The organism is Leclercia sp. AS011 (assembly GCF_037152535.1).
GTDB lineage: Bacteria > Pseudomonadota > Gammaproteobacteria > Enterobacterales > Enterobacteriaceae > Enterobacter.
On sequence record NZ_JBBCMA010000003.1, the window covers coordinates 249,790 to 264,585 of the forward strand.

General features: G+C 54.7%; 11 protein-coding genes. 9 read left to right on the top strand and 2 right to left on the bottom strand.

Annotation, left to right across the window (positions count from 1 at the left end; all coding sequences use genetic code 11):
- The first annotated feature begins 231 nt into the window (after nucleotides 1–231).
- The 3 genes from WFO70_RS15780 to WFO70_RS15790 all read left to right on the top strand — a co-directional run bounded on the left by WFO70_RS15780 (nucleotide 232) and on the right by WFO70_RS15790 (nucleotide 2,894).
- Nucleotides 232–606: a cell envelope integrity TolA C-terminal domain-containing protein gene (locus WFO70_RS15780; RefSeq protein WP_337017365.1), complete on the top strand. Its 375-nt coding sequence runs from the start codon at nucleotides 232–234 to the stop codon at nucleotides 604–606.
- 348 nt (nucleotides 607–954) lie between these two features.
- Complete coding sequence (locus WFO70_RS15785; RefSeq protein ID WP_337017367.1) at nucleotides 955–1,959, top strand: nucleotidyltransferase; 1,005 nt, start codon at nucleotides 955–957, stop codon at nucleotides 1,957–1,959.
- Nucleotides 1,959–2,894 (top strand): S-4TM family putative pore-forming effector, encoded by a 936-nt coding sequence (locus WFO70_RS15790; RefSeq protein ID WP_337017369.1) that lies wholly within the window; start codon nucleotides 1,959–1,961, stop codon nucleotides 2,892–2,894. Before WFO70_RS15785 ends, WFO70_RS15790 begins: the two co-directional genes overlap by 1 nt.
- A 391-nt stretch (nucleotides 2,895–3,285) precedes the next feature.
- Here the strand turns inward: WFO70_RS15790 and WFO70_RS15795 are convergent, their stop codons facing one another.
- A complete protein-coding gene (locus WFO70_RS15795) occupies nucleotides 3,286–3,741 on the bottom strand; it encodes a hypothetical protein (RefSeq protein WP_337017481.1) in 456 nt (151 codons plus the stop codon).
- Between the two features lie 501 nt (nucleotides 3,742–4,242).
- On the opposite strand from WFO70_RS15795, the gene hydN reads away from it, so the two are divergent.
- The 6 genes from hydN (at nucleotide 4,243) to cspE (ending at nucleotide 13,219) form a co-directional block, all read left to right on the top strand.
- Complete coding sequence (gene hydN, locus WFO70_RS15800; protein WP_337017371.1) at nucleotides 4,243–4,788, top strand: electron transport protein HydN; 546 nt, start codon at nucleotides 4,243–4,245, stop codon at nucleotides 4,786–4,788.
- Between the two features lie 40 nt (nucleotides 4,789–4,828).
- Nucleotides 4,829–6,979 carry a formate dehydrogenase subunit alpha gene (gene fdhF, locus WFO70_RS15805; RefSeq protein WP_337017373.1) on the top strand — a complete coding sequence of 717 codons (2,151 nt, stop codon included), beginning with the start codon at nucleotides 4,829–4,831 and terminating at the stop codon, nucleotides 6,977–6,979.
- 3 nt (nucleotides 6,980–6,982) lie between these two features.
- Complete coding sequence (gene hypF / locus WFO70_RS15810; RefSeq protein WP_337017375.1) at nucleotides 6,983–9,220, top strand: carbamoyltransferase HypF; 2,238 nt, start codon at nucleotides 6,983–6,985, stop codon at nucleotides 9,218–9,220.
- Between the two features lie 2 nt (nucleotides 9,221–9,222).
- Nucleotides 9,223–10,242: a HoxN/HupN/NixA family nickel/cobalt transporter gene (locus WFO70_RS15815; protein WP_337017377.1), complete on the top strand. Its 1,020-nt coding sequence runs from the start codon at nucleotides 9,223–9,225 to the stop codon at nucleotides 10,240–10,242.
- A 161-nt stretch (nucleotides 10,243–10,403) separates the two neighbouring features.
- Nucleotides 10,404–12,551 (top strand): formate dehydrogenase subunit alpha, encoded by a 2,148-nt coding sequence (fdhF, locus tag WFO70_RS15820; RefSeq protein WP_337017379.1) that lies wholly within the window; start codon nucleotides 10,404–10,406, stop codon nucleotides 12,549–12,551.
- A gap of 455 nt (nucleotides 12,552–13,006) precedes the next feature.
- Nucleotides 13,007–13,219 carry a transcription antiterminator/RNA stability regulator CspE gene (gene cspE / locus WFO70_RS15825; RefSeq protein ID WP_106994905.1) on the top strand — a complete coding sequence of 71 codons (213 nt, stop codon included), beginning with the start codon at nucleotides 13,007–13,009 and terminating at the stop codon, nucleotides 13,217–13,219.
- 109 nt (nucleotides 13,220–13,328) lie between these two features.
- On the opposite strand, the gene WFO70_RS15830 is transcribed toward cspE, so the two are convergent.
- Nucleotides 13,329–14,795: a GGDEF domain-containing protein gene (locus WFO70_RS15830; protein WP_337017382.1), complete on the bottom strand. Its 1,467-nt coding sequence runs from the start codon at nucleotides 14,793–14,795 to the stop codon at nucleotides 13,329–13,331.
- Nucleotide 14,796: the final 1 nt, after the last annotated feature.

Genomic DNA, 14,796 nt, shown 5'->3' on the forward strand with positions numbered 1-14,796 from the left:
CAAGGCATCAGCCGCCGCCCGGCAAATGCGAGCACAATATTTAAACCAGGTTGCTGATTGCGTGTATCTCTCTGGAATTGCCCGGTGGCGGCTTACGTCTTACCGGGCCTGTACCTGTGTTTTTTATTCGTTCTGATTTTCGTAAAGTGATAAACCGAAATTAATTTTAACGGGTATATGAGCACAGGAGTTTAAGGCGTGAGAACGCATGAAAGAGTAGGGAAGATGTTGATGCTTGCCGTTGTGGTCAGCCTGGCGGCAGGTTGTGCGCCGTTACAGCCTTCGGGATGCCATAAAACCACCGCTATGGGTAGTTGCAGTTCTGGCCGCTGGGACGATCAGGATGAATGGGGAGCGCAGGCGCGGGGGATTAAGGCGGCTATAGACGATCAAATTGCTGAGCCACAGCGCTGGAAGGGCAAAAAATGTCGGCTGCATATGGAATTTGCGCAGGATGGTAGGGCGTTGAAGGTATCAACCAGCAAGGGCAACAAAGAGTATTGTGAGGCGGTGAAAGTTGCGGCCCAAAAAGCGAAGTTCCCGGCGTTTAGTAATCCGGAGGTGTATCGGGATTTTGAAAAGTCCAGGTTTGATATGGAGGGGTAGGTGGGTAATTCTTGTTGGGCTACTTTGAGCCAGTAGCGGATATTGTTAAGTCCGCACTACATTAATTAGAGGGGAGAAGGTCAATGCTCATAGCTTGGTGAGTATGATTTTTAACGCATTATTAAGAATGTAAAATTTACAATCACTCTAATCCCGCACCATTCCTGCTTTCACATTTATACCTTGTCCTAAATCAATAGAAATGGAAACTTGGTTAATGAAAAGCACAACATAGTGCGTATAAAATGCATGACAGGCACCATATGTAGTGATTTGGGTTTTTTTGTACGCATTCCCTCCATATGATTTACTTTTATTTTACGTAGTACCAGAACAAGGAAAGAACACATGCCTTATCAGGTTAGTACTGCTTTCAATAGCCTCATGAACAACTTTGTCAATCTAGACGCAGATGAAACACGCAACGGAAGAAGAAGCCGTGATTGGTTAGTCGATGAGCAACTGACCAATTTTCCAGATAAAGATGATACATTCCCACTGTTAAGCAGTACGCCTAAAATGTGGTTTGGTTCATTCTCCAGAAGAACAAAAATTCGTGAACTTGATGACATCGATATGATGATTGTCATGCATGCTGAAGGCAGTACATACACTCAGAGCGGTAAAACCTTCTATATATCTCCGGGGACAAATTCCCGTTTCCAAAACTACCTGAACGAAACCGGTGAGTGGGTAAATTCACGCAGAATCGTCAACAAATTCGTTTCATCGCTAAAATCTGTCCCTCAATACTCAGCTGCTGAAAGTAAACGTCAAGGAGAGGCAGCCACTCTCAATCTGAAATCCTATACATGGAATTTTGATATTGTTCCAGCCTTCATCACAACACCAGACAGCTATGGAAACACTTTTTACCTGATCCCAGACGGCAGCGGTAACTGGAAGCAGACCGACCCGCGTATTGATAAAGACCGTGCGACTAGAGTGAACCAAAAGCATAGTGGTAAGGTGCTGAACGTAATTCGTTTAGTTAAATATTGGAAGCGTAAGCGCGGCGTACCTGCAATCGGTTCATATTTACTCGAAACTATTATGCTAAACCACTATGACGAACTTAATAAAGATTCAATGTCACAATATCTCGATGTCGAATTTGCAGATGCTTTGCAAGTATTAGCTACTGCAATCGTCGGTTATGTTGGCGATCAAAAAAACTTCCAAGGTGATATAAATCATTTAAGTTCAGAAGAGCAGAACAAAGTGCAAGAAATGGCACTTGAAGATGCCAACAATGCAAAAGAGGCTCTATCGATAGAATTTACTGATCCAGAAAAATCTGGAAAAATATGGCAGAAAGTGTTAGGTAAAGATTTCCCAGTAGGAAACGCATAATGAACGATTTCTATGAAAAGCAAAATGAGCCTCATATGCTCAAACTTCTTGCTGCGCAGCGCCAGATCTATTCTGATGTAAAAGCTGTTCTAATGAAGGCTTTTTTCGCGGGGGTTGTTGTACCATCAATACTATCATTAACTTTCTTTGTAATGAGTTTTTATCCAGGTTATACGGGACCTTGGATAAAAACACTTCTTACTATCTATGGATTAGTGTTTTTCATTATTAACCACTTCATAATGGAGCATGTAAGTAACTGTAAGAAAAAAGCAGCGCGTATTCAGGAGGAGTATGATACCAGTTTGTTTAAAATGGAATGGAATGAAATCGTTGCTGGTAAAAAAACACCTATTTCTGAAAGTATAGAGTATGCTCAGAAACACTTATCTACTGAAGGCGATCGTCGCCTCCGTAACTGGTACCTTAATGCTCCCGTGAGCGTTTCTGCTCCCTTAATGGTAATGCTTTGTCAAAGTAAGAATATGGGGTGGGATGCGGGTCTAAAAAAGAAAACCTCAACATTCCTGAGTATTATTTTAGCGCTGAACATAATTATGTTTGCGATAACATTTATTTTCACTAATCCAACATATCTACAATTTATTGCATTTGTGGCAATATTGCTTCCGACTTATCAATTTTATCATCGGTACGTTAGTGAGAATAAGAAATCTGTCGCCCGCGCAGACGAACTTCGCATATTTGTTGAGAGTACGCTAAGGCAAGTAGTAAACGAACGCGCTTACGACAAAAAAGCGCTAAATAGGCAGTCGCGTTTAGTTCAGGACCAAATTTTTAACTACAGGGCAACAGGGAATCCGGTACCTGATTTTATGCATAAACGAAATCGGACCAAAGACGAAGAACGATACGATCGGATTTTCGAAGAATATTCTTCACTATTAGAAGGCATTGCACCGCAATCTAAGTAGTTCTTTAACCAATTATTTATATTTTGATGGTTATAAAGTGTAGGAACATAGTTTTGAAACCTATCGTCAGAAAAGTGCTGGCTCAGGGCTGAAAACCCGGAAATTTCAAAAGTAGGTGAAACTAATATCGGTGTGTTTATACTTCCTATTGGTCTACTCACCGTGATTTGAAAAATACTTAATCAGTGGTGAGAGTGACTTTGAAAGTCCGCTCATCACTCTTAACAGACATTCGTTGTTTCTTATACGCAACACGCGATGTTTTCAGTTGATAAAAAATGGAATATCAGAACCTTCCATCCCTAACTCCTTCCCCAAACACATTCAGGGGCCCACCACAGCCCCTTATCAAACCTGAAATCAGTCAGCCTTCACCACATTCCAGCCGCACTCAATGCACCGTAATATACGGCTCCTTCACAAACTCGTTCAGCAGCCAGACCAAATCATGCAGCAGCCCCGCCAGTTCTTTCTCGACACTTGCGGGCAAGGTTCCACCCAGAATCGCCTGCACTAAAGCCAGCGCATAATCCACCTGGGGCGCAGTTTCCTGCCAGCAGTCCGGCATACAGGAGGTGAGTGTTTCCCCCTGGATTAGCTGGACGATAAGGTGCGGCGGGAGTTCGGCATCACAGCGTTCACGCAGCTGACGCAGCGCGTGCAGCAGACCTTCGCAGAGCGCAGTGCGGGATGCGCTGTCGTCAGTTTCGATCAGTACGCTCACCAGCGCGGCGCAGCGATCGGCGACCTCGAAGAGATCCGCAGCAGCAGAAAGCGGCGTAGTCAGGGAAGCGGGAATAACTTGTTCGTCAGATTGCGGGTAAGTCAGGGTTGGGATAGTAGTCATCATGACATCCTCTACGTGTAGTCCATTTAACCACCCAGTGAGTTCCTACGCTCGGGGGGTAGCGCTGACGGAGGTAGGAATACCGCCCACATAGAAAACGGCCAGCCTTTCGGCTGCTCCGCCAGCGCCACCGCGATTTTAACGGGATACGCACTGCCGCGACATATAAATATCGCTATGTAGAATACGGGTTCCTACACCCGATTGCGGATGTGCCGCAACGCAGTCACTTTACGAGCCTGATAACGGGAATAAAAGCCTTAACCCTGAATTACATAAGGTTACTTTGAAGTTTGCGAGGAGCTTTCCAGAAAGGCCATGCCGGGGGCGCTTCGCTTGCCCGGCCTGGAATGCTGACGGCATTCAGACGTGTCATTGTCATCGTCACTTATGACGATGACAGCTACATCTCCAAACAAAACCCTTTAATTTCATAATCTTAATATCTGGCCCAATTTATGCATACCTCCGGCAAGCTAATCATCATTCCCGGAGATAAGAATGAACCGTTTCATCATTGCCGATGCCAGCAAATGCATCGGCTGTCGTACCTGTGAAGTGGCCTGCGTGGTGTCGCACCACGACACCCAGGACTGCGCCTCGCTGACCCCGCAGAACTTCCTGCCGCGCATTCACGTCATTAAAGGCGTCAACGTCTCCACGGCCACCATGTGCCGCCAGTGTGAAGACGCCCCTTGCGCCACCGTCTGCCCGAACGGGGCCATCACCCGCGATAACGATTTTGTGCACGTTCACCAGGAACGCTGCATCGGCTGCAAAACCTGCGTGGTCGCCTGCCCGTATGGCGCGATGGAAGTGGTGCTGCGTCCGGTTGTGCGCAGCATCGGGGCCGGGCTGAAGGTTCAGTCGGAGAAAGCCGAGGCCAACAAGTGCGACCTCTGCTACCACCAGCCGGACGGCCCGGCCTGCATTCAGGCCTGTCCGACCAATGCCATCGTCTGCATCGACAGGCAGAAGCTTGAGCAGCTGAGTATGGAAAAACGCCGCCGCGCGGCGCTCGATAACATGTCTTCGCTGGCGCTGTAAGCGTCGGCTTTTCTTTTCACTTTTAGCAGGTCTGTTACTGATGAAAAAAATCACCAGCGTCTGCCCGTACTGTGGTGCGGGCTGTAAATTAAAACTCGTCGTCGACAACAATAAAATCGTGCGTGCGGAAGGGGCTCAGGGCGTCACCAACCAGAATCAGCTGTGCCTGAAGGGCTACTACGGCTGGGATTTTCTCAACGATACCCGGCTGCTGACGCCGCGCCTGACCCAGCCGATGATCCGCTATCAGAAGGGCGGCAAGTTTGTGCCGGTCTCCTGGGAGGAGGCCATCCGCTACACCGCCCGCCGCCTGAGTGACATCAAGGCTAACTACGGGCCGCGCGCCATCATGACCACCGGTTCATCTCGTGGAACGGGGAATGAAACCAACTACGTAATGCAGAAGTTTGCCCGTGGGGTGCTCAACACCAACAACGTCGACTGCTGCGCCCGGGTCTGTCACGGGCCGAGCGTGGCCGGGCTACAGGAGACGCTGGGCAACGGGGCGATGAGCAACTCCATCAGCGATATCGAAAACTCAAAATGCCTGCTGATCTTCGGCTACAACTGCGCCGACTCGCACCCGATCGTCGCCCGCCGGGTGATCAAAGCCAAACAGAACGGCGCAAGGGTGATCGTCTGCGATCCGCGCAAAATTGAGACCGCACGCATTGCCGACCGGCATTTGCAGATCAACAACGGCTGCAACATGGCGCTGGTGAACGCCTTTATTTACACCCTGCTGGACGAGAGCCTCTACAACGCCGACTACGTGGCCCGCTACACCGAAGGGCTGGACGCGCTGCGCGAAACGGTCAGCGGCTACGCCCCGGAAAACGTCGAGGGGATCACCGGGGTCAGCGCCCGACAGATCCGCGAGGCGATGCGCATCTACGCCGCCGCCCCGTCCGCCACCGTGATGTGGGGGATGGGCGTCACCCAGTTCGGCCAGGCGGTGGACGTGGTGAAAGGGCTCTCCACCCTGGCGCTGCTCACCGGCAACCTCGGGCGCGAACACTGCGGCGTCGGCCCGGTGCGCGGGCAGAACAACGTTCAGGGCGCGTGCGACATGGGGGTGATCCCCAACCAGTTCCCCGGCTATCAGGACGTGACCGATCCGCAGGTGCGCGAGAAGTTCGCCCGGGCGTGGGGCGTCGATCCTGCCCTGATGGATGACCAGGTCGGCGTGCGGATCACCGAAGTGCCGCACCTCGCGCTGGAGGGCAAGGTCAAAGCCTATTACATCATGGGGGAAGATCCGCTCCAGACTGAAGCCGATCTGGGCCTGGTGCGCAAAGGGTTTGAGGCCCTCGACTTCGTGGTGGTGCAGGACATCTTTATGACCAAAACCGCCGAGGCGGCGGACGTGCTGCTGCCCGCCACCTCCTGGGGCGAACACGGCGGGGTCTTTACCTGCGCCGACCGGGGTTTCCAGCGCTTTGAAAAAGCCGTTGAGCCGAAGGGCAACGTCAAGCGCGACTGGGAGATCATCAGCCTGATCGCCACCGCCATGGGCTATCCGATGGCCTACCGCGACAACCAGCAGATCTGGGACGAAATACGCGCGCTCTGTCCGCTGTTCTACGGTGTGACTTACGAAAAAATGGGCGAGATGGGGCATATCCAGTGGCCGTGCCCGACTCTCGATCATCCGGGCACCCCGTGGCTGTACGAGGGCAACCGCTTCGACACCCCGAGCGGCAAAGGCCAGCTCTTTGCCGCCCCGTGGCGCAAACCGGCGGAGATGCCGGACGCCGATTATCCGCTGGTGCTCTGTACCGTGCGCGAGGTGGGGCACTACTCCTGCCGCTCGATGACCGGCAACTGCGCGGCGCTGCAAACCCTGGCGGACGAGCCGGGCTTTGTACAGATCAACCCGCAGGATGCAGAGAAGCTCGGCATTCGCGACCGTCAACTGGTGTGGGTCAGCTCCCGCCGTGGGAAGGTGATCAGCCGCGCCGACGTGAACGACCGCATCAACCAGGGGGCGGTATACATGACCTATCAGTGGTGGATTGGAGCCTGCAACGAGCTGACCCAGGACAACCTCGACCCGGTCTCGAAAACACCGGAAACCAAATACTGCGCGGTGAAGATCGACACCATTGCCGATCAATCCTGGGCGGAAAATTATGCCCAGACCACCTACAGCGCGATGAAACAACGCCTGCGTGAGGCAGTAGAGAGTTAATTCATGAGTACAAACGGCACGCTGCTGCGCATCCGCGGCAAAGTCCAGGGGGTGGGGTTTCGCCCCTGGGTCTGGCAACTGGCCCGGCAGCTGGGGTTGAAGGGCGACGTCTGCAACGACGGGGCCGGGGTGGTGGTGCGCCTGGCCGGTGAGTCGCAGGCGTTCATTACCCGGCTGGCAGCCGGTGGCCCGCCGCTGGCGCACATTGACGACATCAGCGAGCAGCCGTGGCACTGGGCACCGCTGCCGGTGGATTTCACCATTCTGCCAAGCCGGCAGGGGGGGATGACCACCCAGGTGGTGCCGGATGCCGCCACCTGCCCGGCGTGTCTGGCCGAAATGAACGATCCGCAGGAGCGTCGCTACCGCTATCCCTTTATCAACTGCACCCACTGCGGGCCGCGCTTCACCATTATCCGGGCGATGCCTTACGACCGCCCGGCCACCACCATGGCGGAGTTTGCCCTGTGTCCGGCCTGCGAAGCGGAGTACCGCAACCCGGCCGACCGGCGCTTTCACGCCCAGCCGGTGGCCTGTCCGGAGTGCGGGCCGCAGCTGAGCTGGGTGTGCGGCGAAGCGCGCGCAGAGAAAGACCACGCCCTGCGGGCCGCGGAGGCGCTACTGAAGCAGGGCGGGATCGTGGCGATAAAGGGGCTCGGCGGCTTTCATCTGGCCTGCGATGCCGGTAATCAGCAGGCGGTTACCCGGCTGCGTGAGCGCAAGGGGCGTCCGGCGAAACCGCTGGCGGTGATGATCCCGTCACGATTAGCCGGGGCACTCCCCTTAGAGGCTCAGACGCTGCTGCGTTCCACGGCAGCGCCGATTGTGCTGGTGGATAAACGGTTGCTGACCTGCTGCGAAGCCATCGCCCCGGGGTTGAACGAGGTGGGAGTGATGCAGGCGGCGAACCCGCTCCAGCACCTGCTGATGCAGGATCTGGACTGCCCCCTGGTGATGACCTCCGGCAACCTGAACGGCTGCCCGCCTGCGCTGACCAACGACCAGGCTATGCGGGATCTGGACGGTATCGCCGACGGCTGGCTGCTGCATAACCGCGACATCGTCCAGCGTATGGACGACTCGGTGCTGCGCGCCAGCGGGGAGATGCTGCGCCGCTCCCGGGGCTATGTCCCGGATGCGCTGCCGCTGCCGCCCGGTTTTGACAACGTGCCTTCGCTGCTGTGTCTTGGCGCGGATCTGAAAAACACCTTCTGCCTGGTGCGCGGCGGGGAGGCGATCCTCAGTCAGCACCTGGGCGATCTCGGGGATGACGACGCGCTGGCCCAGTGGCAGCAGGCGCTCAATGCCCTTCAGGAACTCTGGCAGTTCAGCCCCGAGGGCGTGGTGACGGATGCCCATCCCGGCTATCAATCAACTCGCCTGGGGGAACAGATGCCCTGGCCGCACCATCGTGTTCTGCATCACCACGCCCACGCCGCGGCCTGTCTGGCGGAACACGGCTGGCCACGGGACGGCGGAGATGTTATCGCCCTGGTACTTGACGGTATCGGTCAGGGGGAAAACGGCGCGCTGTGGGGCGGGGAGTGCCTGAGGGTCAACTACCGCAGCTGCGACCGGCTCGGCGGCCTGCCCGCGGTGGCGCTGCCCGGCGGTGACCTGGCGGCGCGTCAGCCGTGGCGCAACCTGCTGGCCCAGTTCCAGGCCTTTGTGCCTGAGTGGCAGACCTTGCCTGAGGCCAGAGTACTGCTGGATCAACCCTGGCCGCCGCTGGCCCAGGCGATTGCCCGCGGGGTGAATTCTCCGCTGGCCTCGTCCGCCGGACGGCTGTTTGACGCGGTGGCCGCCGCAACCGGTTGTGCTCCGGCGCAGCTCAGTTATGAAGGGGAGGCCGCCTGTCGGCTGGAGGCTCTGGCGCTGCGCGGCGGGCCGGTCAGCCATCCGGTCACCGTGCAGGTCATCAACGGCGAGCTGGATATGGCCACCTTCTGGCAACAGTGGCTGGGCTGGCAGGCCTCTGCTGAGGCACGCGCCTGGGCGTTCCACGACGCGCTGGCCCAGGGTCTGGCGACGCTGGCGGCGCTGCACGCCAGGATGCGCAACCTCGACACCATCCTGTGCAGCGGCGGGGTGATGCATAACCGGCTCCTGCGGGAACGCCTGCAGTTCTGGCTGGGCGATTTTACCGTGCTGTTTCCCGGGCGACTGCCCGCCGGAGACGGCGCGATTGCATTTGGACAGGCAGTGATTGCTGCCGCGTCTCTTTCTTCAATCGGGATATAACGATGTTTATCAAATACTTCAACAACCACCCCAAAGCCATGGCGCTGATGCTGGCCCTGATCGCCACCAATATTCTTGCCTGGGGCACCGCGTTTTACCTCTTTCACAACACCCCGTCGCTGATGGCGGCCAGCCTGCTGGCCTGGTGCTACGGCCTGCGCCACGCGGTGGATGCCGACCACATCGCCGCCATTGATAACGTCACCCGCAAGATGATGCAGCAGGGCAAACGCCCGTGCGGGGTGGGGGCCTGGTTCTCGCTGGGCCACTCCTCCATTGTAGTGCTGGCCTCGATTGCCATCGCCGCCACCGCCACCGCGTTCAGCCGCAACATGGAGTGGTTCCACGAGACCGGCGGCACCATCGGCACGGCAGTGTCGGCCTTTTTCCTGCTGGCGATGGCGCTGGTCAACCTGGCGATCCTGCGCGACGTCTGGGGCAGCTTTAACAAAATGAAGCGCGGCGAGAAGGTGCCGGAAGAGGTCTCCTTTGCCCGCGGCGGGGTGATGAACTGGCTGTTCCGCTCGGCGTTCCGCCTGGTAACCCGCAGCTGGCATATGTATCTGGTGGGCTTCCTGTTTGGCCTCGGCTTTGATACCGCCACCGAGATCGGGGTGCTGGGGATCTCCGCGGCCGGGGCTTCCAGCGGCATGTCGGTATGGGCGATCATGGTCTTCCCGCTGCTGTTCACCAGCGGCATGGCGCTGATCGACACCCTCGACAACCTGATTATGGTGGGTGCCTACGGCTGGGCCTTCAACAAGCCGCAGCGCAAGCTCTACTACAACATGACCATCACCGGCACCTCGGTGGTGGTGGCGCTGTTTATCGGCGGGCTGGAAGCGCTGGGCCTGCTGGCGAATAAATTTAATCTGACCGGCGGGTTGTGGAACGGCGTGGCGGCCCTGAATGACAACCTCGGCAACGCCGGGTTTATCGTGGTCGGGCTGTTTATCCTCTGCTGGATCGCCTCCCTGATTAACTACCGCTTTAAAGGCTACGACGCGCTGGTGGTGCGCTAGCGTCATCCCTGTCCGTTCGTCATGACATTTATGACGAACGGCGGCCTCCCCGCAAAATCCCTCCCATATTTTCCCAGTAATTCAGATACTTAATTTCTGACTTCATGCTGGCACACTTAATGCATACCGCTGAGGACATATTACTAACGGAGTAACTACCGATGAAGAAAGTCGTCACGGTTTGCCCCTATTGCGCATCGGGTTGCAAAATCAACCTGGTGGTCGATAACGGCAAAGTCGTCAAGGCTGAAGCGGCACAGGGTAAGACCAATCAGGGCGATCTCTGCCTGAAAGGCTACTACGGCTGGGATTTTATCAATGACACGCAGATCCTGACCCCGCGCCTGAAATCCCCGATGATCCGTCGCGAGCGCGGCGGCAAGCTGGAGGCCGTCTCCTGGGACGAAGCGCTGGATTACGTTGCCACTAAACTCAACGCCATCAAAGCCGCTCACGGGCCGGATGCGATCATGACCACCGGGTCATCGCGCGGCACCGGGAATGAAACTAACTATGTGATGCAAAAATTTGCCCGCGCGGCAGTCGGTACCAACAATATCGACTGCTGCGCGCGCGTCTGACACGGCCCATCGGTTGCAGGTCTGCACCAGTCGGTCGGTAACGGCGCAATGAGTAACTCCATTGTTGGCATCGAGAATGCCGATATGGTGTTTATTTTCGGCTACAACCCGGCGGATTCGCACCCTATCGTGGCGAATCGCGTCATCAAAGCAAAACGCAATGGGGCGAAGATTATCGTCTGCGATCCGCGCAAAATCGAAACCGCGCGCATTGCCGATATGCACATCGCCCTGAAAAACGGCTCCAACATCGCGCTGCTGAATGCGATGGGGCACGTGATTATCGAAGAGCAGCTGTACGACCGCGCCTTTGTGGCGGCACGTACCGAGGGCTTCGAAGAGTATCGCAAAATTGTCGAAGGCTACACGCCGGAATCCGTTGAAGAGATCACCGGGGTGAGCGCCCAGGAGATCCGTCAGGCGGCAAGGATGTACGCCGCAGCGGAAAATGCGGCCATTCTCTGGGGCATGGGCGTGACCCAGTTCTACCAGGGGGTGGAAACCGTACGTTCCCTGACCAGCCTGGCGCTGCTGACCGGCAACCTCGGCAAACCGTACGCGGGGGTTAACCCGGTGCGCGGTCAGAACAACGTGCAGGGCGCGTGCGACATGGGTGCGCTGCCGGATACCTATCCGGGTTATCAGTACATCAACAACCCGGACAACCGGGCCAAGTTCGCCAAAGCCTGGGGCGTGGAATCTCTGCCTGCCCATACCGGCTACCGCATCAGCGAGCTGCCTCACCGGGCGGCCCACGGCGAAGTGCGTGCTGCGTATATCATGGGGGAAGATCCCCTCCAGACCGACGCCGAGCTGTCTGCGGTGCGTAAGGCCTTTGAGGAGCTGGAGCTGGTCATTGTGCAGGATATCTTTATGACCAAAACCGCGGCCGCCGCCGATGTGATCCTGCCGTCCACCTCCTGGGGTGAGCACGAAGGGGTCTACACCGCTGCCGACCGCGGATTCCAGCGCTTCTTTAAAGCCGTTGAGCCGAAGTGGGACCTGAAAACGGACTGGCAGATCATCAGTGAAATCGCCACCCGGATGGGCTATCCGATGCACTATGACAACACCCAGCAGATCTGGGATGAACTGCGTCATCTGTGCCCGGATTTCTACGGTGCCACCTACGAGAAGATGGGCGAGCTGGGCTATATCCAGTGGCCGTGCCGCGACGAGTCAGAGGCCGATCAGGGGATGGATTACCTGTTCGAGAAAGAGTTCTCCACCCCGAACGGGCTGGGGCAGCTCTATACCTGCGACTGGGTTGCGCCAATCGACAAGCTCACCGAAGAGTACCCGCTGGTGCTGTCGACGGTGCGTGAAGTCGGCCACTACTCGTGCCGCTCGATGACCGGTAACTGTGCGGCGCTGGCCGCGCTGGCGGATGAACCGGGCTATGCCCAGATCAACACCGCCGACGCGAAGCGTCTCGGTATCGAGGACGAAGCCCTGATCTGGGTTACCTCGCGCAAAGGCAAAGTCATTACCCGTGCGCAGGTCAGCGATCGCCCGAATATCGGTGCGGTGTACATGACCTACCAGTGGTGGATTGGGGCCTGTAACGAGCTGGTGACGGAGAACCTGAGCCCGATTACCAAAACGCCGGAGTATAAGTATTGCGCCGTGCGCGTGGAGCCGATTGTCGACCAACAGAGGGCGGAACAGTATGTGATTGATGAGTATCACAAGCTGAAAAAGCACCTGAAGGAGATGGCAAAAGGGTAACACCAGCCAGGCGTTTTGTAGTTTTGTAGGCCGGATAAGCGCAGCGCCACCCGGCATAAAAACGAGCACAGCAGCCCCCCTGGGGCTGCTTTTTTTTGTAGCACATTAAATTAAAAACCAGAGCCATCTTATTCTTTAATCGGGAATATATTCCCTCGTTCCGTAAAGCTGAAATATAAAGGGCAGAAGACCTGTCAGCCATTCAGCCATCCGGGTGTTTAAACGGGTAAAATAAATAATATAAACATTGCGCCGCTAATTTTTCTATGTCTTAATAGCGCCATCGGTTTGGAAAACAGACCTTACGAAAGCAGTTTTAGTAAAGCAGTCCTCAGTTCAAGTGTTATCCAAAGATACCCTTCTTCATGAGTCTCCTCCTAAGTGCCAGGTAAGTAACTCTCGCAATACAGGCCATCATCGCCGCGGTTAAGTGGCTCATCATTAAGGAATTATCTATGTCTAATAAAATGACTGGTTTAGTAAAATGGTTTAACGCAGATAAAGGTTTCGGCTTTATCACCCCTGATGACGGCAGCAAAGATGTCTTCGTACATTTCTCTGCTATCCAGAGCGACAGCTTTAAAACGCTGGAAGAAGGCCAGAAGGTCTCCTTCACCATTGAAAATGGCGCTAAAGGTCCTGCTGCCGGAAACGTCACCGTTCTGTAATCTGCGTTAATTATCAGTAGTTATTACGATAGCGATGAAGGTAATAGCCTGAGCAGTTAATCTCTGCTGATAATAAAATAAACCCGCCTTGAGCGGGTTTTTTATTTTCTTATTTCGCGGGCGACGGTGCCTGCTGTTTTTTCATTTTGTACATCTCCTTATCGGCCAGCAGAATGCTGGTTTTGAGGTCCCGGCTAAACTTGCTGATCCCATAAGAAATAGTACTGGTTATCGCTTCGCCATTCACCCCGATTGGCCGTCGGGCAATCTCTTCAGCAATCCTTTGCATTACACGCTGCGCAACGCTTTTGTGTTCAGTTTTGAGAATGATCAGAAACTCGTCACCGCCGTAACGAATAGCGATATCTTCTCTGCGGATCGTATGTTTAATCACGTCAGCGACCCTCTGGAGCACCTTGTCGCCCACCGCATGACCATACCTGTCGTTAACGATCTTAAATTTATTACAATCCACCAGGGCAAAAAAACTGCTTTCAAGCGTGGCGTGCTTGAGTTCAGATTCGATTTTTCGGCTGTACAGGCCCGTTAAGTGGTCAATTAACGTGTGCCGTGCAACACGCGTCAGATAGCGTGATGTCAGTTTCACGACCAGCACAAACAGCAGCAACGTGAAGGGCAGCAGCAGTTTGAACATCATGCTGTGATAAATACATTCGATAATGTTGATATGGGTTATCACTTTAAACTGCGATGACAGCGGGGATTCAACGTTGGTCTGGAAGTGGTCGTTGATATCGCAGCCATAAATGCACAGTTTGTTCGGGCTGTCCGTCTCATGCAGGGTTATCTTCACCCATTTATTATGGCGGGCTAAGGTATTCGCCAGGCCATGCAGCTCTTCAAGATTGTGATCGTAGAGCAGGTAAGCGACCGGCACATTGCTGCTGTTCAGGTCATAAATAAAGCTCACCACGCTGTAGGCGCTGTTTCGGGTGATCAAATCATGATAGATGGGTGTGGCGACTGTCCCTTTTTGCGTCAGTTTGTGGGTCAGTTTGCGCTTGTAGTAATCCGGCATGCTCGGAATATAAAATTGCAGATTATTGAACATCGTCGAATCTTCAATTGCAAAGCTGTCGGAATGGATGCTGCTGAAAAAGTAGAACATTTTCTGCCGCATGGAGATGATATAGCGAAAACCCTCTTTAGTGGAAAGATCGCTTTTCGCAATGTAGTTCCGCACAAACATGGCCGACGAGAGCAGACATCGCTCATTCAAACCAGGCGGCGTGTTCAGAAACAGACTGCCGTAATCCCCGGCGGCGAGGGCCGATTTCTGCCAGTGCCACTGACCATTATCATTTGCCAGCGCCGGGATTTCACACCCGCCGTTTTGCAGGGAGGTGGTATATTTGGTCGTAATGGCATCGGCTATATTTTCATTCTCATCAAAAATAGTCAGCAGCTTAGCCCGCACCTCATTTGTCAGCCTGATGGCTTCATTTTTCTGATGCAGGAAAATAAATGCCATCATGATGGTCAGAAACAGTGCGCAGACGGCGGCGGAGATCGCATAAACTTTGCTGGCGATTTTCTTTCTGGAAAAGAGATACATA